The sequence below is a fragment of the Geopsychrobacter electrodiphilus DSM 16401 genome (assembly GCF_000384395.1).
Classification (GTDB): Bacteria; Desulfobacterota; Desulfuromonadia; order Desulfuromonadales; family Geopsychrobacteraceae; genus Geopsychrobacter; species Geopsychrobacter electrodiphilus.
On sequence record NZ_ARWE01000001.1, the window covers coordinates 3,217,446 to 3,239,049 of the forward strand.

Here is a 21,604-nt window from a genome sequence, read left to right on the forward strand (position 1 = left end):
CGCTGCGTCACGCCGGCTCGAGCCCGGCAAACCGCAGGAGCAGCTTCTTCGCTCCCACTGAGTTGAAATAAACGATCACCTTCTGATTTTCACCAACACCTTCAATGCGGCGCACGGTTCCGACCCCGAACTTGATGTGCCGCACGCGCAGTCCCAGGCGCAACCCCTCCTCGGCCTCGGGGACGACCTTAACCTCGTCAAAGGATTCGCCGGCCTCCTCGGGCCCGGTCGCTTCAAGCGACCCGGTTTGTACTCCGCTAAAGAGCCCGGCGAGATTATGTTGACTGCTGACCTCCGGTTTCAGCGTTCCGGCCAGGACTGCGACCGGAATCTCGGCCAGAAAACGGCTCGGCGGGTTGTACTGATAGCTGCCGTAAATGCGGCGGCGACGTGCATGGGTCAGATAAAGCTGCTCCATGGCGCGCGTCATCCCTACATAACAGAGCCGCCGCTCTTCCTCGATATCCTCACCTCCTGCTCGGCTGTGAGGGAAGAGGCCGTCCTCCATGCCGGTGACAAATACCACTGGAAACTCGAGCCCTTTGGCGGCATGCAGGGTCATGAGGGTCGCGCGCTCGAGGCTGCTGTCGTTGCGATCAAGATCGGTCACCAGCGCGATCTCTTCGAGATAATCCTGCAGGCTTCCGGAGCGGCCCCGGTGCTCCTCCATCCCGGCGAGCAGTTGCTCGAGATTTTCGAGGCGTCCCTGCGCTTCCTGGCGCTGACCCTCGGTCAGGGCGCCCTGCGCCTCTTCACGCAGGACCGGCAGATAACCACTCTCTTCGAGCAGCTCTGCGGTGAGCTGCGGGTAAGGCAGACGTTCAAGCCGCTTGCTGAAGTCATCGACTAAATCGACAAACACCTTGAGCTTGCGACTGGCGGCCGCACCAAGAGTGCCCTCAGCCAGCGCTAACCGACAGGCGGCGAAAAAACTCCGCTCATCCCCCTGCAGCGCTATAACCTTGTCGACCGTCGTCTTGCCGATGCCACGCGCCGGGACATTGATGATGCGTTGCGCGGCGACCGAATCGGCCGGGTTGAGCAGCAGCCGCAGATAACAAAGTGCGTCCTTGATCTCCATGCGGGTGAAAAACTTGACCCCACCGAACATGACATAGGGGATGCGGGCGAAGGTGAGTGCCTCCTCGAGGGGGCGGGACTGGGCGTTGGTGCGATAAAAGACCGCAATTTCGCGCAAGCTTCGCCCGCTGCTTTGCAGCCGCTCGATCTCGTTTGCGACAAACCGCGCCTCTTCGAGATCGTCACCGCAGGCTTCAATGCGCACCAGAGCGCCTTCGGGGTTATCAGTCCAGAGGGTCTTGCCTTTACGCTCGCGGTTCTGTTCGACGACGCCACCGGCAGCAGCAAGAATTCTGCTGGTGGAGCGATAGTTCTGTTCCAGGCGGATGGTCTTGGTACCGACATAATCACGTTCGAAGTTGAGAATATTAGTGATCTCGGCCCCGCGCCAGGCGTAGATCGACTGGTCATCATCACCGACGACGCACAAGTTGCCATGAGGACGGGCAAGCATATGGATCAGACGATATTGAATGCCGTTGGTATCCTGAAATTCATCAACAAGGATGTGTCGAAACCGCGCTTGCCAGCGCTGCAGGATCTCTGGATGCTCGTCAAACAACTGGACCGTTAGCAAAATCAGATCACCGAAATCGACGGCGTTGGCCTGCTTGAGCCGCTGCTGGTAGCGGCGATAGATCTCGACCAGACCCTGATCTTCATCGTCGGCCAGATCCGCCGGTCGCTGCCCGCGATTTTTGGCCTGATCGATGGCGTGGGCCGCCGCGGAAGGCCGCAGACTTTTTTCACCGATCCCCAGTTCGGTCAGCACCAGCTTGAGCAGGCGCTGCTGGTCCTGGTCATCATAGATGATAAAGTCGCGGCCATAACCGAGAGCCGTAATCTCCTGACGTAAAATACGCACACAACTGGCATGAAAAGTCGCCACCCAGGGCGGCTCGGTCTCAGGCAGAATACGTGCCAGACGTTCACGCATCTCGCCGGCGGCCTTATTGGTAAAGGTCACCGCCAGAATCTGCCAGGGCGCGATCCCCTGCTCGCGGATCAACCAGGCGACCCGGTGAATCAGGGTGCGCGTCTTGCCCGAACCGGCGCCTGCCAGAATCAGCATGGGCCCATTGATGTGGGTGACCGCCTCGCGCTGTTGAGGGTTCAACCCGCTGAGCAGATCACTCATCCTCTTCCCCCAGGGTCCGCGCCATCAGGGCACGATTGTAGGCCGAGACCATATCATGTCGCGAAATGATCCCGATCAAATGGGAGTGGGTTTCACGATCCACCACCGGTAGCTGTTCGATATTGCGGTAGCCGATCTTGCGCATGGCCGTATCGAGATCCTCATCGGCATGCGCCGTGATGACATCGAGGGTCGCCAGTTCCTTGACCACAACCAGATCCATCAGTTCCGGTTCGAACACCACCCCCATGAAATCCTGCACCGAAATGATCCCGGTCAGTTCCCCTTCCGAATTGACGAGGGGAAAATTGGTGTGATGAGTGCTGGCGATGAAGTGAGCAAACTCGCCGAGAGTCATACTCTCAGATATCGCTTCAACATTTTTGGCCATCACTGCGTCGACGCGCAAGGCCTTCATGATGTTGCGTTCCTTGCCGGCCTCGAGATCGATCCCCTCACGCACCAGCTCAGCGGTTTCAAGATTCTCCGTCTTGAAGTGGCGGGCGATGGAGGTGCCGATCACACAAGCGATCATGATCGGAATAATAACCTCATAAGAATCGGTGATCTCAAACAGCAGAAAGATGGCGGTCATCGGTGAATGAGTGGCGGCCGACAGAAAAGCGCCCATGCCGACCAGCGCATAGGCGCCGGGAGCCAGATGCAAGGCCGGAAAGAGTTGCGCACAGATCAGACCGAAAGCGCCGCCGGTGACCGCACCCAGATAGAGACAGGGGGCAAACATCCCGCCCGGCATCCCGGAGTTGATGGTGATCGAGGTCGCCACCGCCTTGACCAGAATCAGCGCCAGCAGCAGCAAGGGTTGATGCCCGGCGAGAACCGTACTGATGAATTCATAGCCGTTGCCATAGACCTGCGGGAGTCCGACCCCGATCATACCGACGGCCAGGCCCCCCATAATCGGCTTGGCCAAGCGATGCAGACGCAGGGATTCGATGCCGTCCTTGATGCGAAAATGCAGTTCGATAAACCCGCTGGCCAATAAGCCGATGATCGAGCCGAGAACCAGATAGAGCAGCAGCTCCCAGGGGCTTTGCATCAGGTAGGCTGGTGCGCCCAGTTCGGTGGCGTTGCCGAGCAGCGCCCGCGAGACGACGGTTGCCATTCCACTGGCGATTACGATGGAGGTAAAACTGGCGAGCTCAAAGGAGGAGAGCAGCACGATTTCGGCGGCAAAAAAGACCCCGGCGATCGGCGCATTAAAGGTCGCGGCGACCCCGGCGGCGGCGCCGCAGGCGACCAGCACCTTGAGCCGATCCCCGCCCATTTTGAACAGCATCCCGAACTGGCTGCCGATGGTCCCGCCGATCACGGCGATCGGACCTTCCTGCCCGGCACTCCCCCCGGCCCCCAGGGTAATTGCCGCCGCCAGACCTCGAGTAAACAGGGGTCTGAAGGGCAACTTGGCGCCTTTCAGGTTGACCTTGACCAGAAATCCGGCGAACCCGCCTTTTAGATCCTTACTGAAGTAGAACCAGAGCGGGACCAGCAACAGCCCACCGAGCGCCGGGAAGACAAAGGTCAACAGCCGCGCCGTCGACCAGTGATCCGGGTCGATGTGCAGCAGCTGCTCCCCCTGCGTCACGATGAGAAAATGAATCAGCTCAATGGTTTTGCGAAAGGCGTAGTTACCCAGGCCCGCCAGCACGCCAATAACCACCGCCAGCCCCACCATAAAGGTGTTTTCACTGACCTGGAAATGACGTAAGAACTTTCGGTTAAGATGTCGGATTCTTCGAGAAAAGGGGTTTCTAAAAGAAATAAAGTTACGCACTGAAGGCTTAAACAAACCGCGGCACCTCGTCAAATCCTTTGACCATCAAAAAAATAACGTCCCAACCTGAATTCAAAATCGACCTCGATCACCACGGAAATTGAGAAAAACAGTTTCATAACCATCAACAGACACAAGCCAACCAAAAGCGGCGGCTATTATGCCCTCAAACAGGTTGACTATCATAGTAAAGAATAAGCGGCAGGGCAAATAGAGGGGCTCACAAAAAAACTTTGCGAAGATAGCTCAAAACTCCAACAATTTCGGCGGTCGGTCATTGTACATTGATTGAAAACGGTTACCCGGCGGCCTTACACATCAGCCTCAGATCAGACTGACCCCCTCATCCAGATATTTAATCAAGGGGTAGAGAAAAAACTCGATGATGCGCCGCTTCCCCACCTTCACCTCCGAGGTCACGCTCATGCCCACCGTAATAGGCGTCTCGACCCCATCAATCATCAGGGTATTTTTGTCCGGGGCGATATAGAGTTCATAGACCAACCCCAGCCTCTGGTCTTCAAGGCTGTCCTTTGAAACCTGAATGACCTTGCCCTCAATGATGCCGTACTTCTGGAAACTGAAGGTATCAACCTTGATCGAAGCCAGCATATTTTCGGCGACAAAACCGGCGTCCTGATTCGGCAGCAGGGCCTTGATCAGCAGAGGCGAATGACTCGGGACGATGTATGCAAGCTTCTCGCCCGGAGCCACCACGCCGCCGATGGTATGGAACAGCAGCTGCGAGACATAGCCATCAACCGGCGCGGAGAGCTGCTGGCGGGTACTCACAAACAGGGCCTTTTCAATCCGGGAGTGCAGATAGAGGTAGCGCTGCTTCTTCTCGGCCAGATCTGTGAGCAGCCGGTGACGGTCTTCTGCTTCAATAGCGGCGATCTCCTGATGAGTCTGCATCTTCAGGGCCTCCAGCTCAGCGACCCGATATGACGCGGCTTTGAGATCGCTCTGGTACTGGGTCATTTCAGCTTCGCTGCGCTCGAATTCATCCCGGCTGATAATATTTTTAACCTGCCGCAGCCGCTCAAGCTTTTCTGATGACCTGTCGAACAGATAACCAGTCTGCTCGGCCTTTTTGCCCTCTGCTGCCAGTCGTTCATCAAGCTGCACCAGGCCTTCCCGCTTGACCTGGATCTGTTTTCTTAATCGCGCTTGTTCCGCTAGATAGAGTTGCTGCTGCACGCGCAGGACCTCGGCATCATATTGCGTGTCGTCAATCGCAAACGCGCGGTTTTCAAGAAGTGCGTTAATCCGCACGATCTCGAGTTGCGCCTGTTTCAGATCGGCCTGCATTGAGGCCAGTTCAGGGTCGACATCCGAAGGATCGATCTCCATCAAAATCTGCCCCTTAGTAACATAATCCCCCGGCTGAATCAGGATACTGCGTACCACCCCGGCATTCAGCGGCTGCAAGGTTTTTACTTCGCCAGCGGGGATAACCTTCCCTCGGGCGGAGACAACGATGTCGACCTCGCCGAAGAACATCCAGAGGCAGGTAAAGAAGATAGCGCCAATCACAATCCAGAAAACGGCACGACCCAGAGGATTGAGAGGCCGCTCCTCAATTTCAACCAGAAGTGGCTTGAATTCATGACGATCATCTGCGGGCTTGAATTTAAACATGCTCAACCCTGCTGACTTGAGAGGTTATGGTAATAGCCACGTTGAGCGAGCAACTGCTCATGGCTGCCGGATTCAACCAGGCGCCCCTTGTCGAGCACCAGAATCAGGTCGCAGTCCTTGATGGTCGCCAGGCGATGGGCAATGATGATCGTGGTGCGCCCCTTCTTGATCGACTGCATATTCTGCTGGATGATCCGCTCCGACTCATAATCGAGGGCCGAGGTCGCCTCATCAAAGATCAACAGCCGTGGATTGGTAATCAACGCCCTGGCAATAGCGATCCGTTGCCGCTGACCGCCCGACAATGACGAACCACGCTCGCTGACTTCGGTGTCATACCCGCCCGGCAATTGCGCGACGAATTCATGGGCACCGGCAATCCGGGCCGCCTGCAGAATCAGCTCCATCGGGGCATCCGGCTTCGACAGGGCGATATTGTCGCGAATAGTGCCGCTAAACAGGTAGTTCTCCTGCAACACCACCCCGATATTGAAGCGCAACCAGTACGGGTTCAGGTGCCGGGCGTCGATCTCATCAATATAGATCGACCCTTCGCTTGGGAGGTAAAGCCGCTGCAGCAGTTTCGCCAGGGTACTTTTGCCACTCCCGCTGCGCCCGACAATCCCGACACTCGTTCCCGCCCTGATCGAAACGGACAGCCCGTCCAGAACCAGCGGCCCATCTGGCGCGTATTTGAATGAGACCTGATCGAGCTTCACCTCCCCTTTGAGCTCTGGCAGGGTAATCGCCTTTTCGGTGGTCAGTTCCGTCGGATGGTTGAGAATGTCCCCCAGCCGGTCAACGGAGAGCAGGGCCTGCTGGAATTCGTTCCACAGGTTGACCAGCCGCAACACCGGACCGGCAAACTGCGCGGAGAACATCTGAAAGGCGATCAACTGACCGATGGTCAGATCTCCCTGCAGCACCGCCTTGACCCCAAGATAGAGGACCGTGATGGTCATCAGACGGCGCAAGGTCCCGGAAATTGCCCCGGAGATATTCGACATGTTCGCCAGATTGAAACTTGAACTAACATAACGTCCCAGATGATCTTCCCAGCGGTTCTGCATGGTCCCTTCCACCGCCAGCGACTTGACCGTTTGGACGCCTGTCACCGACTCGACCAGATAGGAGTTGGAGGAAGCGGCCATCTGAAACTTACGCTCCAGGCGACGCCGTAATTCCGGAGTAATGATCAGGTAGAGCAGCGCGATCACCGAGACAAACCCAAGGACCACCAGAGTCAGCTTGACGCTGTACAAGAGCATCACCGCGACAAAAACGCAGGAGAAGAACAGGTCGATAATTACGCTGACCGCCTTGTTGGTAATAAACTCGCGGATGGTGTCCAGCTCCCTGACCCGGGCAGCGATATTGCCGACCTTGCGCGATTCAAAGTAGCGAAAGGGGAGTGCCAGCAGGTGCCTGAAGAGTTTTGCGCCGAGCTTGACGTCCAATTTGTGCGCAGTATGGATAAAAATATAGTTCCGCGCGATATTCAGCAGCAGTTCGAAACTGGCAATCGCCAGAAAGGCGACAGCCAGGACGTCGAGCGTGGTCAGGCTGCGGTGGACAATGACCTTGTCGAGGATGACCTGGGTGAAGAGCGGCGTCACCAGGCCGAAGAGCTGCACCACGAAGGAACCGAGCAGCACCTCGCCGATGATCCGTTTAAACGTGATGATCTCCTGCAAAAACCACTTGAAACCGAACACCACCTGAGAATTGATCTTCTTGTGCCGCAAAATGATGAATTGGGCGTAGGCCGTTTCGACCTCTGCGGTTGTTCTTTCGACGGTCTTCTTCGTCGCCGGATCGAACAGTAAACATTTTCCGGTGTCCTTGTTCTTCTTGAGCAAGACCGCATACTGACCATCAGCACCAACGGCAATGGCAGGCAAGGGGTAAGCGTCAGCCAGCTTGGCGACCGTCAGGTTTTTCAGTTTCGCCTTAAAATCAAAGCGCTGGGCGATCCGCAACAATTCATCCGGGGTCACTAATGCTTGCAAACTGAATTCACGGGCGACGGACCGGATATCAACATCGATCCGGTTGATCCGTGCGACCAGATCAAACGCGAGCAGAGCAGAATTCATTGCAGGGCCTTATGCAGGAAGTCGAGAGTTAACGCAGAAGTAGCATAATCGACCTGCCACAATTCAACGTTAAGACGCTGCCGGGTCAGTTCGATTATTTTGCGCTGGAAGCTGACCTGATCCGAAATCTGCTGCGCCGCCAACTGCACGGCGTCATCCTGCGCCTGCGCAATCTGCTCCAGTTGCCGCAGCCTCTTCGCCTCACCTGCCGCGTAGGTCTCATAACGGTTAACGTCCTGCGAGAGTTCCTGTTCGAGTTCAGCCTTTTTCAGCTGTTGTTGATAGCGAAGGCCGGCTATTTCATGTTGCAACCGCAGCCTCTTCGCCTGGCTTTCAAAACCGCTGAAGAGGGGCCACTCCAGGTAAACCGTGACCGAGGCCTCTCTGGACTTAAGATCTGTCAGGGAATGGGCAAAACTGTCCGTATTGCTGCCGAACATTCGGTAGGATCCATACAGGGTCAGTTTAGGCAACATCGAACGTTTCAGCATCGACAGTTCGGCCTCTTTCTTTTCAGTCTGCTGCCGGGCAACCAGAACCTCAGGCGCAACATCCAGATCGATACGGGTAAGAATGCCGTCAACGGGAGCCAGCTCCGCCAGGTGAATCTGTTCGCCGCGATAGGTTTGCCGGGTATAGGAGGAAAAACTGTCTAACGCATCCTGAAAACGAACCTTCAGAACCCCCAGCTGACTCAGCGTTTCCGCCAGATTTATTGCGGCGGTCCCGAGCTGCTCACGGCCGAGAGTGCCTGCCTGTTTCAGCTGTTTGCTCAGGTGGAAGATCTTGTCTTGCCGATCGAGGATCACCCCCTGGACCTGAATCTGTTTTTGCAATTTCAAGCCGTTTGCGTAAGCGGTCAAAAGTTTTTTGCGGAGGTCAATAAACGTCTGTTTTTCCGTTAAACTGGCAATCTGCACTTGTTTTTTCGCGTTCTCAACGGTCAGTTTTCGCACGCCAAAATCGAACAGATTGTAACTGAGGCCGGCGATCAGGGAATGCTTATAGCCGGAGCTATTATTGGCAATCACGGCATCGCCGACCGTAGCGACACCGGCATTCACCTCGAAGGCATGGACATATTCGTTGCCGAGACGCACTGACAACTGCGGATAATAGTCCGCCATGGCCTCACCTATGTAGGCCTGGCTGGCCTGAACATCTTCCCCGGCGATTTTAATCTCGTAGCAGTTTTTCTGTGCAGCAGACAAAAGCGACTCGAAATCGAGTTGCTCCGCAAAAGCGGAAGAGACACAACAGAAAATCAGTAAAAACGAAAGGGCCGAGAAGGCCTTTGGCCGGAACCGAGCAATCACCACTTACGCCCTCAGAGTGCTTGCTATCAAGCGTTCGCAGTGATCCACAACTGCGGTCACTGGCTCGATTCGCTTCAAGGCGGCATTTTTCTTCGCCAGCGATTCACCGACTGCGGAAAAACGCGAGTCCTCCAGCAGTGTGGACAGGTCATCTTGAATCTGCTGTTGACTGGCGCCCTCCCTGACATAGAGACCAGCCCCCAGTTTTTCAACCTGAAGCGCATTATGAAACTGCTCAAGCTGCTCAGGGAGCAGCAGCACAGGTTTCCCGGCGAACAAGGCGTCAGAGAGGGTGTTCTTCCCCGCGTGGCAGACGACAACATCTGCGACCTCCAGTGCCTCGCTCAAATCGCAGGGTTCGACACAGATCTTCAGCCCTGGCCGCTGAAACTCTTCCCGTGCCTTCTCTGGCAAGCCTGCGCAAACAATCAGGCCGACACAATCCAACGCCGCGATGCTCGCGATTGTGGCCAGACACAGCCTGGCGGACGGCTTGAGATAGGCAAAAACCCTCTTCCCCGCTTCTGTCGGCCAGATCGCAGGCTCCATACTCCCCGTCTCCTGAGGCGGGCGCAGATAGGTCGCAGATCGCCAATTCTTCTGCATATCGATTTCAGGGACCATGAACAGAAAAATATGGTCTGCCTGAAAGAGATCGGATACCTGCCGAATGGGTGAGACCCTGCACTTTTTCAAAACCTGATTGACAATACCGACAACCAGCTTTTCACTCGACTGGGTCTGCTTCTGGCCGTCTTCGTTCCAGGGCCGCAGGCAGCGATCCGGCAACCCCGCGGTGCTCTCCCCGAACCCTGAACTGATGATGACTTTGGGAATTGTCCCATCGCGCGCAGCTAAAAATGCCGTGGGGGCGTAATCCAGCAACAGCAAATCGGGCTGAAGGGTTTTAAACAAGGTCTGCCAGGCCAGGGTCAGGGTCAAAAGTCCCCTCGCGTTTCCGTAGCCTTTATGCAACAAAATGTCGGAGAAACAGACCGGCTCGCGCTCTGTCCGCAGGCGCGGCAACCAGACCGGGGCCTGATAAAGCCCAACCGGAAGGTGGGCAACAAACTCATAGGCCCGGGAAAGATCCTGCAGGCACAAGGAGACGCGGTCCCCTCTGGCGATGAATCCTTTGGCGATCGAGGCAATCCGGGTGATATGGCCCAAGCCACCGCCGAGTTCCCAGGCAATCAAGATATGGCGCTGTTGGGAGGAGACCTTCATAGAAACAAAGACCCTTGGTCTGGCATAAAACGCTGCCGGCCGGGGACCCGACTGACGGCGTTTATTTCATTAAAGTAAGTGAGTTACGCGGCGTGCCATGCCCCTGCAACCAGGGTCATGAGGTTCTCATCCTCGCGCACCGCGCTGAGGGAGTTTAAACTGATCCCCTCCTCAACGGCATAAGCCGACATCTGCTGAATGACTGCATCGATATCAGCGGCGGTCAGGGTCTGCCCGCTGGCCAATTGCAGCTCATCGACCTGATTGTCGCGGCCGACAAAGTAATCCCTGACCGTGATCTGATCGTTGCTGCCATAACCGATTTCCAGATGATTATCATTGCGGAACAGCGCGATCTGCGTCGGGTCGACTGCCGCACCAAACAGAATGCGGTCGAAACCGGTTAGATCAAAGTTGTTGATGGTGTCCACGCCATCACCGCTGTCGAAGAGATAGCTGTCGTCACCCTGGGCTCCTCCGAGCCAGTCATTGCCCGCACCGCCAGTGAGCTGATCGTTGCCGCACTCCCCGTAAAGGATATCTTCCCCGGCCCCGCCGAAGAGCCGATCATGGCCGGCACCGCCATGCAGTTCGTCATCACCCGCTTCACCGTAGAGCAGATCATTGCCGCGTCCGGCGCTGACCCTGTCGTTGCCGGCCCCGGCGTAAACGCTGTCATCCGCAGCCCCCAAGACGATCAGATCCTGTTTCTTGCTCCCCTCAAAGACTGCGGTCGCTGCTAACAGTTCATCGGTGGTTGCGCTGCTGCCGTCCGCAAACTCCAGCTTGAGAGGATACACACCGCCCGGCATCTCCACATCGAAGCCTTCGTTCGACTCGGAACCATGAACATCGAGCAGACGAATCTGCGCGATCGGCAGGCCATCCCGTTCGGTCAGGCGCACAACAACCTGATCTTTGTCGATATTCTGGCCGAAACGGACCAGGTTCACCCCCTGAACATCCCGGATCAGATCCAGCCCGCCGCCGCGGGAGTAGCGATAGCTGTCATTCCCCGCCCCACCTTCCAGGATATCATTGCCGGCGCCCCCCTCCAGGGTGTCGTTGCCGGCCAACCCTTGCAGCAGGTTGTCGCCGCTGTTGCCGAGCAGCTCATTATCAAAGGCGTTGCCGACCGCCTGCAAGTCCGCCGCGCCGATCAAACGCAACGCCTCAAGGTTGGAACCCAAGATGTAATCGATACTCGCCTCGACCCGGTCAAACCCGGCATCACTCGCTTCATAGATGTTGTCATACAGGCTGTCCACGGCGTAGGTATCGTTACCCAGCCCTCCGATCAACTGATCGTTGCCGGCGCCGCCGTCCAGGCGGTTATCCCCGCTGTTGCCGACGATCAGATTGCTCAGATCATTCCCGCTGCCGCCGAGATTATCACTGCCGGTCAAGCGCAATTCTTCGACATGGTCAGTCAGCGCATAGGTGATGGAACTGTAAACAACATCGTAACCAGCGCCTGCGCTTTCAGTGACGCTATCGGTGACATAGGTCGTGAGCAGCTGATCCGCAACGTCACTGGTCGGAGTCAGGTTCTGAATCTCGAGAGGCAGTGGTTCTGCTGACGGCAGGGTCAGGGTTTGGTCTTCGGCCGCAGCTGGTACTTGTGACTCAGGTATGCAGACATTCTGCCCTTGGTTGCTGCCGCCCTTGTTGCCGGGGTTGCCGGGAGCGGTTCCGGGGCCATCATTCAGGTTCACATCATGACCGGGTGGTGGTGGATCCTCACCGTTACCGACCCCTTCGTTCCCTTTGGGTTGAGCATGATCCTTACCGATCTCGAGCGTCGGCCCGTCGAGCGGCAGGCACTCATGAGCGGGGTCACTCCCGTCATCGCCATCACCGGGGATGACGCTGACCTCGGCATAGCCGTCGACATAATAGGTGTCATCGCCGCTGCCGCCGGCCATGAGGTCGATTCCCGTCCCCCCGTCAAGCAGGTCGTTGCCGACCCCGCCGTCCAGGATATCGCGCCCCTCACCACCGTAGAGACAATCGTCGCCAGTACCGCCCCGGAGCAGGTCGTCGCCCGCACCACCATTGAGCATGTCATTATTGGTCAGGATTCCGCCGTACCCACCATAATCAAAATATCCACCGTAGGCGCTGTAACCCGGCCCGTCATCCCCACCGTAGAGGAGATCATCTCCTGCGCCGCCGAACAGGATATCGTCTCCCGAACCCCCATCGAGCTGGTCGTTGCCGGCACCCCCGTCGAGAAAATCATTGTTACTCGATGCTGCGCCGTAACTGAAATAGTCATAGTAACCACCATAGGCCAAGATGCCGTCATCTCCGCCGTACAGGAAGTCATCACCATCCCCACCGAGCAGGCTGTCGTTCCCCGCGGCACCGTCCAGCTCATCGTCGCCACCTCGGCCATCAAGCAGATTGGCGTTATCATTACCGATAATCCGGTTATTCTGGGCATTGCCGGTACCATCGGCGGCATTGGTGCCAGTCAGGGTCAGTTGCTCAACATTTTCCGAGAGGGTGAAGCTGACCTCACTCGCAACGCGATCGTAGCCCTCCCCGGAGGCTTCGATGATCTGATCATCCAGGCTGTCGACCAGATAGCTGTCATCGCCGAGACCCCCGATCAGGGTATCATTGGCGTACCCACCATCGAGGAGGTCATTGCCGGCACCGCCGTTTAAGATGTTGCTGCCGGAGTTGCCAAGGATTCGGTTATCCAGGGCATTCCCGCTGCCATCGATGTTGGCATAGCCGGTCAAATTGAGGTTTTCCAGATTGTCGGCCAGACTATAGGTCACAGAGCTTTCGACCTGATCGTCGCCTTCGCCGAGATACTCGATAATCTGGTCACCGGCGGTGTCCACCCTGTAGCTGTCGTTGCCGCTGCCGCCAGCCATCAGGTCGGCACCGCTGCCACCATCGAGGAAATCGTCGCCGCTACCGCCGAATAGCTGGTCGTCACCGGCCTGACCATAAAGAACGTCAGTCCCCTCGCCTCCATCGATACTGTTGCTGGCGCTATTGCCGAAGATAATATTATTGAGCAGATTGCCGCTGCCATTGATGGCGGCGCTGCCGGTGAGGGTGAGATTTTCGACATTGGCCGCGAGGGCATAACTGACCGAGCTTTGAACCTGGTCGCTCCACCCGCCGTTGAGAGATTCGACAACCTGATCGTTCAGGTTATCGACAATATAGGTATCATTGCCGAGGCCGCCGTCAAGGAGATCGGCGCCAGCCCCGCCATCGAGGAGATTGTTGTTGTTATTTCCGATGATGTGGTTATTCAGACCGTTCCCCGTACCGCGCACGGCGCTGCCGGTCAGGGTGAGGTTCTCGATATTATCCCCAAGGGTTAGGTTGATCCCGGTTTCCACCGTATCGATCCCCTGATCCGCTTCTTCCACCACAAGGTCGCCAAGGCTATCGAGGCGGTAAATATCGTTTCCGCCACCGCCTCTCAAGATGTCGCTACCGCTGCCGCCATCAAGCAGGTCGTTACCCTCGCCCCCTTCCAGATGATCGTCCCCGGCTAAACCGAAGAGCTGGTTGTCGCCGGCGTTGCCAATCAGCAGATTGGCGGAGGCGTTCCCGAAACCACTGATGTCATCACTTCCGCCCAGTTGCAGCTCTTCCAGGTTGGCACCCAGCTGGAAGGAGACGAAGCTTTCGACCCTGTCGTATCCCTCCCACGCGGCTTCGAGCACCTGGTCGCCGAGATTATCGACCCGATATGTATCGTCACCAGCACCGCCCTGCATGCTGTCCGCCCCGCTCCCGCCATCCAGCAGATCATTACCGGCCCCGCCGCTGAGGCTGTCATCGCCAGCGCCGCCGTAAAGCAGATCGGACCCATCCAGGCCAGCCAGCAGATCGTTCCCGGCCAGCCCATCCAGGCGGTTGTCGCCAGAGTTACCGACAACCCGGTTGTCAAGCTCATTACCGGTCCCCTGCAGCGCAGCGCCATCCAGGCTGAGGTTTTCGACGTTGTCGCCAAGGGCGTAATCGAGGCTGGAACGGACCTCATCGATCCCCTCGCCGACCAGTTCTGTGACCCGGTCCCCGGCATCATCGACCAGATAGGTATCATCCCCCTGATTGCCGAACATGCGGTCGGCCCCAGTGCCGCCGTCGAGCAGGTCGTTGCCGGCCTTGGCGATGATGGTGTCATTTCCGGCAAAACCCTGCAGCCGGTCCTCGACGCTGGTTCCTTCAATAATGTCATTGCCCTCGGTTCCGTTCAGATCGAAACCTCGGGCAATCAGCTCTGCGTAAGGCAGAACCGTACCGTCGGCAAACTCAAAACGATCGATGGCATACTGGCCAAAGACGTCGTTGGGATTGAAATTTTCGATGTGGATTTCGTCACCGGCGTCACCGGTGTTGATCAGCAGGGAGCCGAGCCCGAGGCTGAGGCTGTCACTGCTGATGCCGAAACCAAAACGAAGAGTGTTACTGCCGGTATCGAGAATGCTTAGCCGGCCGTCGCCACGTTCGTAAACATACGTGTCCTGTCCAGAACCTCCGTCAACGACATCGCTCCCCGCCCCGGCAAGCAGCAGATCGTCGCCGGCGCCGCCGTACAGGGTGTCATCGCCGTCGCCACCGTAAAGGGCGTCATCACCGTCATCGCCGTTCAGGGTGTCGCTGCCGGTGCCGCCCACCAGTTGGTCGTTGCCAAGCCCACCGTCCAATTGATCGTTGCCGGCGTTACCGTACAGGCTGTCGTCGCCGTCGCCGCCGGCAAGAATGTCGTCGCCGCTTTCCCCGGTGGCGTCGCCGTACAGGACGTCGTTTCCGGTACCGCCGTCAAGCCGGTCGTTGCCGGCACTGCCGACCAGGGTGTCGTCGCCCGCGGCACCGAAAAGCTGGTCATCCCCGTCGTTACCGTAAAGAGTGTCGTTGTCCAACCCGCCGTCGAGACGATCATTCCCCATCCCGCCGTACAGGCTGTCAATGCCGTCACCGCCGATCAGGGTATCATTACCGCCGCCACCGCTGAGCAGGTCGTCGCCAGCGCCCCCGTCGAGACGGTCGTCCCCCTGATAGGCGGCAGCAATGTCGCCGCCGTCGCCGTAGAGTTTGTCGTCTCCCGCGCCACCGTACAGGAGATCCTGGCCGCCGTATCCCACCAGGAGGTCATTCCCCCTACCGCCATACAGAGTATCGTTGCCGTGATCCGCCGCCGCCAGATCGCCGGAATCACCATGCAGCTCGTCGTTGCCGTCATCCCCGTAGAGAGTATCGTTGCCGCCGACCCCGAAAAGCAGGTCGTTCCCTGTGCCACCGTGAAGTTCATCATCACCATGGAGACTGGCGACCAGTTGTGCGGGGCTGGCATCACCGATCAGCGTATCGTCGCCGCTGCCGCCATAAAGCTTGTCATTCCCGGCATCCCCGGCCAGATAATCGTTGTCCTCGTCGCCGCGCAGCACATCGGCACCGCCACCGCCGTAGAGAAAATCATCCCCTGCGCCACCGGCCAGATGATCATCCCCCTGCAGCTCGGCACTCAGCGTTTCGGACGGATGATTGTCACCATACAGAATGTCGGCATCAGCGCCACCGAACAGCACATCATCCCCGGCACCGCCGATCACCAGATCCTCTCCATCATCACCGAACAGGGTATCGTCCCCCCCCTGGCCGAGGATCTGATCGTCGCCGGCACCACCTTCGACATAGTCGTTACCGTCGCGCGCGGCGAGTTGGTCTGATTGCGAATCGGCCCAGATCAGGTCATTCCCCGCTCCGCCGAAGATGATATCCGTCTCGGATTCACCATGGATTTCGTCATTGCCCGCGCCCCCGAGCAGGATATCGGCCCCGGCGCCGCCGGCCAGAAGATCGTTTTCATCGCCGCCCTCCAGCACATCGTCACCGCCGTTGCCGATCAGGATGTCCCGATCCGCGCCGCCCGAGAGTGTGTCGGCACCGTCATTGCCCACCAGCACGTCGTTGCCGGCGTCGCCGTTCAGGATGACCCCCGCGCTGGCGCTGTTCTCCGGCTGAATCATATGTTCCCAGGATCGGGCCGGCGCCACCCCGTCGGGAGCTTTGGTCGGATGATAATAGGTGATCTTGAACGCGTCATCGGCGCCGATACTGAATTCATAGGTCCAGCCGTCCCCCAGGACCGAATCGCCGGCGTAGCTGCCAGGCGCCACGCCACTCCAGAATGAGGCGGCAAGGTAACCGCTCTCCGTCACCACGAGCCCGTCGGCATGGCCGGACTGCCAGCGTTGACTGACATCGGCCCAGAGCGCATCGGCGGTGATATCCCCCGTGGGCTGGTCGACGTAAAACCATTCGCGGCCATTCGCGGTAATCAGGTCGTCGCCAGCCCCGCCGTTCACCCGGCTGCCGCCCCCGATCCAGCTGACCAGATCATTGCCGCTGCCCGCCTCGATGATGTCGGCGCCGCCGCGCCCGGCGATCCAGTCGTTACCGGCTCCGCCGTCAAGGATGTCGTCGCCGCTGCTGCCGAACACCATGTCGCGCCCGGCCTGGGCATAAACTTCCTGCCCGACGCTTGAATCATCGAATATGTAGTTGGCGTTCGCGTCGCCCGGCGCCACGGCCACCTGCGGCGCAGCCGGGGTGTCCATCAGGTTGATGCCGAACTGCCCCGTTTGAAAGTCGGTCCCCAGGTCGATGCTGCCGCCATCGGCGAAGGTGAGTACCCAGCTTGATCCTTGAGTCAAGGTGATATTGCCGGAATTGCTGGTCCATTGGTTTGAACCGGTGCCGGATTGAGTGAAAATCCCGGTCGCCACATCGATAACAGTTCCGTCGGCATCGGCCAGCAGGATCTTTCCCAGGCCGTCACTATCGATCAGGGTGTCGTTCCCGTCGCCGGGTTTGTAGATGTAGGTGTCGTTGCCTGCACCGCCATTCAGGATGTCGTCGCCGGAGCCGCCCTGTAAGATGTCGTTTCCCGTGCCGCCGATCAGCTGATCGTCACCCTGAGAACCGATAAGAATATCGTTCCCCCCGCCGCCGTCGATCTGTTCGATATTTTCAACAAGGGTGCCTGAGAGATCGATGGTATCGGCCAGAACAGTACCTGAGATGGTGTCGTTACCATCACCACCGTCAATTTTTTCGATGGAATTGTCGGAAGTCAGCCTGTTGAAACTGATGATGTCATCCCAATTACTGCCGACAATCTGGTCGATACCTTCCCCGCCATCAACGCTGTCGACCCCGTTATCGGTCCCTTGATAGCCGAAAGTGTCATTGTCATCTCCACCGCTGAGGATGTCATTTCCTTGGCCTCCTTCGATGTAGTCATTTCCAAAACCACCGGAAACAGTGTCGTTTCCAGCCATGCCGTAAAGATGGTCGTCATGCGCGGCGCCGGCAAGCGTATCATTTTCATTCGAACCGAAGGTGTAACGGGCCTGATCCAGCAAACTGCTCCTTTTCCCGGAACTAATACTGATATTTTCGCCATCGGTTCTGATATCGGTGAAAAGAATCGGCGGACCATCGCCTCCGATGTCGGTGGTATCAGTGAGATTGGCCTTGATCAGACTGGCCAGAAATTCCGCGCGATCAGACAGGTACATGTTGGTGAGTTGCCCCTGTCCCGTCTCGGGATTGTAGATATCCAACTCGCCATTCTGATTGAAGTTGCTGTAATCGACACCCTTGACGACGAACGGATTACCGTTGACCAGCGCGTAGCGATAGGCAATGTCGTTACGTGCCAGGCCTTCGATTTTGGTGGGGGAGTCAGGGGTGATACTGCCGTCTGCAGCGGCTGTGCCGAGGAGTTCAATACTCAGGCCGGAAGTATTATCTAGTGCCTGTTCAAGTTCGATGATGCGATTATGAATCGCGGTCCGTTTTAAAAAATCCCCCGCCTTTATCCACCCATCTACCCCAGCGGCGATATCATTGGGCTTGTCTGCCAGACGAGAGCTCTGATCGGGCAATAACAACCCAGTGAGGGCGTCGAGTAATACTTCTTCACTTTTGCCCGGGTCGAAAGAAGCAGCTTTTAACAAGGCCCCCGTACCTGTTAGCCCGATATTTGGAGTCAACCGTTCAAACAATGCCTGCACAGCCAGAGAATCCATAAACGGCTCGATCATATGACTGTTTTGTTCCGTGGTAACGAATTGTTGCTGGCCTGGCTGGGTTCCAGTGATCAGGGTTGAAGAAACACCCGATCCATCATTCCCAGGGACAGAGTCTTCGCTGACCATGACTTGGATATTTCCAAAATCTGCCAAAGGGGGTGTGCTCAGGTGTGGTGCGAAAAAAGTATCAACGAATTCATCTGTCAGCTTTTTCCCCAAAGAGATAATGCCGACACCATCTCCGGGGAAAGTACTGATGCCGAGATCAGGATCAAAACCTGGAGCATTGTATGTAACTGTAGCATCGAATAAATCTGGAAATAGGCGCTGTCCAATCGCAGCCAAGTGTCCGCCGAGTGAATGACCTGTGATAGTGACATTATCCGCGGGGTCCAACAGGCCGAGTCCTGTCCCCGTTTGCGTGGCCACAACCGAGAGATAACGTGGAGGAAGGAGTTGGACAGTGATGTACTCACTTGAGGATGGAGCCATCAAGCTTTCTACCAACTCCAACTGCAAAACATCAGTAGCGCCCTCGGGGGCCTGAAGACACTGCACATAGTTGAACAGGCTCACCGCCTGCGATATGGCCATGCCGTAACTGCCTATTTCCTGCAGGTCGGCTTTGAAAAGATCTGAATATGCCTGGCCCTCGACGTTTGGTTCAGTCCCGGCAATGGCTAGGACCTTTTCGACGGTGGCGGAGTTGGTGAACAGGGAGGCTTTGAATCCGGCGGTGTCGTTGGGATGGTAGTCGGCGACTTGCCAACCTTGTCCACCATCGGTTACAGGGGCGAATATTTTTTCACCGAGGGTATCGATCACACCTGAAAATTGCCCAGGTATCCTGGGGTTGTCTGGGCTGCTGGCATCCTCAATCATCTCTTGAGGCGTTAGCCCTGAACGCTTGCGCCAATTCACATAGGCCAATGTTGAAAAAAGCGAGTACCGGTAATAATCCTGAATATTCATTTAAATCCCCCTTCTGACATTTTTGGTTTCAATGTCGCCCGAACGACATCACTTCCACCCAACCTAAGAACATCACTTTTCTGTGTAGGCTCATTGCCACAAGACCAGGGATGAAAACCTGATCCAGAACCGGACAATCCAATAATTATGTTGTCCCACCAACCTGGATAGATTGAGAAAGCTACCAATTCGCCAAGAACTTCATCACTTTGAATATCAATCACCTGATAGCTTGTTCTTGCAAAATATTTGTCAATTACACGGTGGTTATCACCTGACTTTAATTGGTTTCGGCTGATAAACTTCTGAACTCTTTGATGGACTGGCTTACCATTAACCATTGTGTAACGGCTCATTTTGTCACCACCTCCACTTTCAACATATTGGAAGCCAAATTTTGACCAAACTTCGATACTGCTATCCCCCAAAAAACCCTCCGCCTCCACCGTTTTGTACACATGCAGCCCCCCCTCCTCACGACACAACCGCTCAGCATCCCGACCAATCATGTAAACATCCCAGAACGGAAGCGTCAGCAGCACTAGTGCCACCAAAACTAGAAACGGCAAAGCCGATTTAATTTTCCGGTAGAGCCACCAAAACAAACCAAGCACCAACGGCAGATACAACGCCACATAAGCCATCTTGCCAAGATCGGTCATATACATATGTTCAGGCAGCATTAAAGACCTCCTCGCGAGGAAGGGTTTTATAGAAAAGGCCTGAGTCCTGATTGGCCAGCGCATCGTGATAGGCGATGTCGATACCGGTGGAGGAGTCGGGTGTGAAGGTGCCATCTGCCGTGGTTGTGCCGAGAAGGTCGAGACTCAGGCCGGTTCGATTGGTCACTTCAATGGAGATATCGTGCAGGCAGGCGATGGTGTGAATATTCCATCTGGTGAAGGTATCGGCCCCGCCCAACAGCCCGAAAAGGTTTGCAATATTGGTATCAGCATTGCCGCTTAATCCACTGATTAACCCGGTCATGAAACCGGCACCATTAATTGTGAGCGCTTCAACACCAGTGTCGGGAAACAAGCGGGTAAACGCAGCCGCCAGGTGTCCGCCTAGACTGTGTCCGGTAACCGTCAGTTGCGCTCCGGCAGAGATGGCCTCTGCTCCCACACGTCGCGGATCGCCAGTGGCATATGTGTGACGAGGGGACGTTGGTAAGTTATGTAAGTTATTCATCCCCTAACCTTTCCAGCCTGCTCTGACTTCGCCTGTTCAATCGCCAATTTCACCGCGACGTGGCTCCTGCCCGTCAGCCGACCCAACATCGAAAGTGTCGCGCCAGCTTTTTCGTGCGCGGCAACAAAGAATAATTTGCGCGCATGACTCACACTCCGACTTCGGCTGGCGCCGAGGATTTGTTCTCGACTGATTCCGCTCTTTTCTGCCACGTCTTGCAATATCTCATCGACAGCGAGCTTCTTGCTGTCACCGCCGTGTTCGCTGTCACGCAGTACCGATGCGACGAAATCGCCGTCGCCAAGAATCCTTGCGTCCGACAGCTCACGCTCCTCAAGACTTCTTGCCATGATCGCTGCCGACCCGCCGGCGCTTCGGATTAATCCTCCCCCGCGCAATTCCTCGCGGCGCCCCTGACTGAAACCATCCGCCACGAATCGACGGTAACCGACCACCGCAGTTCTTTGCCGGTCTGAAAATCGCGACAATACCGCCGCGATGTCCTGCACGTCGTAATCTCGTTTTCCCAGAATCACGGCGTGCCCGGTATATTGATACGTGGCCAACTCGTCGAGACTCCTGACGATACCGGCACGGACAGGGTTGAGATGGATGTAACGGACCAGCTCCAGAAAATAGGCCTCCTCATCAACCACAATGCTCTTGAACCGGTTCTGAAACAAATGCCCCTGTCGTTTGTGCCGCAAGTTGTACGTCACGGCATGCCCGGTCATCAAGCGGCGCATCATCGGCGATAAACGTCCCTCGCCGCCGCGCAACAACAGATGGAAATGATTCGACATCAAAGCCCATGCATAGAGCTGTGGGCCTCCTGGCATACTGACGCCATCCGTCAAGCGCTTCAAAAAACCGTCCCGGTCATCATCGTCACGAAAAAGATCCTGCCCTTCGATCCCTCGCGCCATGACGTGATGAACCAATCCCGGCATATCCAGTCTCGGCTGCCTCGGCAATTCCGCCCCTCCACTTTCTCGATTTCATCTGATAACTTACATAACTTACCTACGTCCCCTTAGATATACTCTCCTTTTCCCTACCTTGATTTCCGC

10 protein-coding genes are annotated in these 21,604 nt (G+C 56.7%); all 10 read right to left on the bottom strand.

Features of this window, described 5'->3' with window-relative positions; all coding sequences use genetic code 11:
• Positions 1-7 precede the first annotated feature (7 nt).
• On the bottom strand, positions 8-2,218 hold the full coding sequence (locus tag D888_RS0115225; RefSeq protein WP_020677431.1) for an ATP-dependent helicase: 2,211 nt from the start codon (positions 2,216-2,218) through the stop codon (positions 8-10).
• On the bottom strand, positions 2,211-4,028 hold the full coding sequence (locus D888_RS0115230) for a chloride channel protein (RefSeq protein WP_245555019.1): 1,818 nt from the start codon (positions 4,026-4,028) through the stop codon (positions 2,211-2,213). The genes D888_RS0115225 and D888_RS0115230 overlap by 8 nt, the downstream gene beginning before the upstream one ends.
• Before the next feature lie 309 nt (positions 4,029-4,337).
• Positions 4,338-5,654 (bottom strand): HlyD family type I secretion periplasmic adaptor subunit, encoded by a 1,317-nt coding sequence (locus tag D888_RS0115235; RefSeq protein WP_020677433.1) that lies wholly within the window; start codon positions 5,652-5,654, stop codon positions 4,338-4,340.
• 2 nt (positions 5,655-5,656) lie between these two features.
• Positions 5,657-7,750 carry a peptidase domain-containing ABC transporter gene (locus D888_RS0115240; protein ID WP_020677434.1) on the bottom strand — a complete coding sequence of 698 codons (2,094 nt, stop codon included), beginning with the start codon at positions 7,748-7,750 and terminating at the stop codon, positions 5,657-5,659.
• Positions 7,747-9,066, bottom strand: coding sequence for a TolC family protein (locus D888_RS0115245; RefSeq protein ID WP_020677435.1), 1,320 nt, complete (start codon positions 9,064-9,066; stop codon positions 7,747-7,749). The genes D888_RS0115240 and D888_RS0115245 overlap by 4 nt, the downstream gene beginning before the upstream one ends.
• Before the next feature lie 3 nt (positions 9,067-9,069).
• Positions 9,070-10,293 (bottom strand): glycosyltransferase, encoded by a 1,224-nt coding sequence (locus tag D888_RS0115250; protein ID WP_020677436.1) that lies wholly within the window; start codon positions 10,291-10,293, stop codon positions 9,070-9,072.
• Positions 10,294-10,376: 83 nt separating this feature from the next.
• Complete coding sequence (locus D888_RS24805; protein WP_020677437.1) at positions 10,377-19,343, bottom strand: calcium-binding protein; 8,967 nt, start codon at positions 19,341-19,343, stop codon at positions 10,377-10,379.
• Entirely contained in the window at positions 19,340-20,026 is a 687-nt protein-coding gene (locus tag D888_RS0115260; protein WP_020677438.1) for a hypothetical protein, read from the bottom strand. Before D888_RS0115260 ends, D888_RS24805 begins: the two co-directional genes overlap by 4 nt.
• Positions 20,016-20,534 (bottom strand): hypothetical protein, encoded by a 519-nt coding sequence (locus D888_RS0115265; RefSeq protein WP_156827028.1) that lies wholly within the window; start codon positions 20,532-20,534, stop codon positions 20,016-20,018. The genes D888_RS0115260 and D888_RS0115265 overlap by 11 nt, the downstream gene beginning before the upstream one ends.
• A complete protein-coding gene (locus D888_RS0115270) occupies positions 20,531-21,508 on the bottom strand; it encodes a helix-turn-helix domain-containing protein (RefSeq protein ID WP_033423251.1) in 978 nt (325 codons plus the stop codon). Before D888_RS0115270 ends, D888_RS0115265 begins: the two co-directional genes overlap by 4 nt.
• Positions 21,509-21,604 lie beyond the last annotated feature (96 nt).

Bases quoted from the DNA above. Each gene is read 5' to 3' on its own strand.
- D888_RS0115225 (WP_020677431.1), bottom strand. From the start codon at position 2,218: ATGAGTGATCTGCTCAGCGGGTTGAACCCTCAACAGCGCGAGGCGGTC.
- D888_RS0115235 (WP_020677433.1), bottom strand. From the start codon at position 5,654: ATGTTTAAATTCAAGCCCGCAGATGATCGTCATGAATTCAAGCCACTT.
- D888_RS0115240 (WP_020677434.1), bottom strand. From the start codon at position 7,750: ATGAATTCTGCTCTGCTCGCGTTTGATCTGGTCGCACGGATCAACCGG.
- D888_RS0115250 (WP_020677436.1), bottom strand. From the start codon at position 10,293: ATGAAGGTCTCCTCCCAACAGCGCCATATCTTGATTGCCTGGGAACTC.
- D888_RS24805 (WP_020677437.1), bottom strand. From the start codon at position 19,343: ATGAATATTCAGGATTATTACCGGTACTCGCTTTTTTCAACATTGGCC.
- D888_RS0115260 (WP_020677438.1), bottom strand. From the start codon at position 20,026: ATGCTGCCTGAACATATGTATATGACCGATCTTGGCAAGATGGCTTAT.
- D888_RS0115265 (WP_156827028.1), bottom strand. From the start codon at position 20,534: ATGAATAACTTACATAACTTACCAACGTCCCCTCGTCACACATATGCC.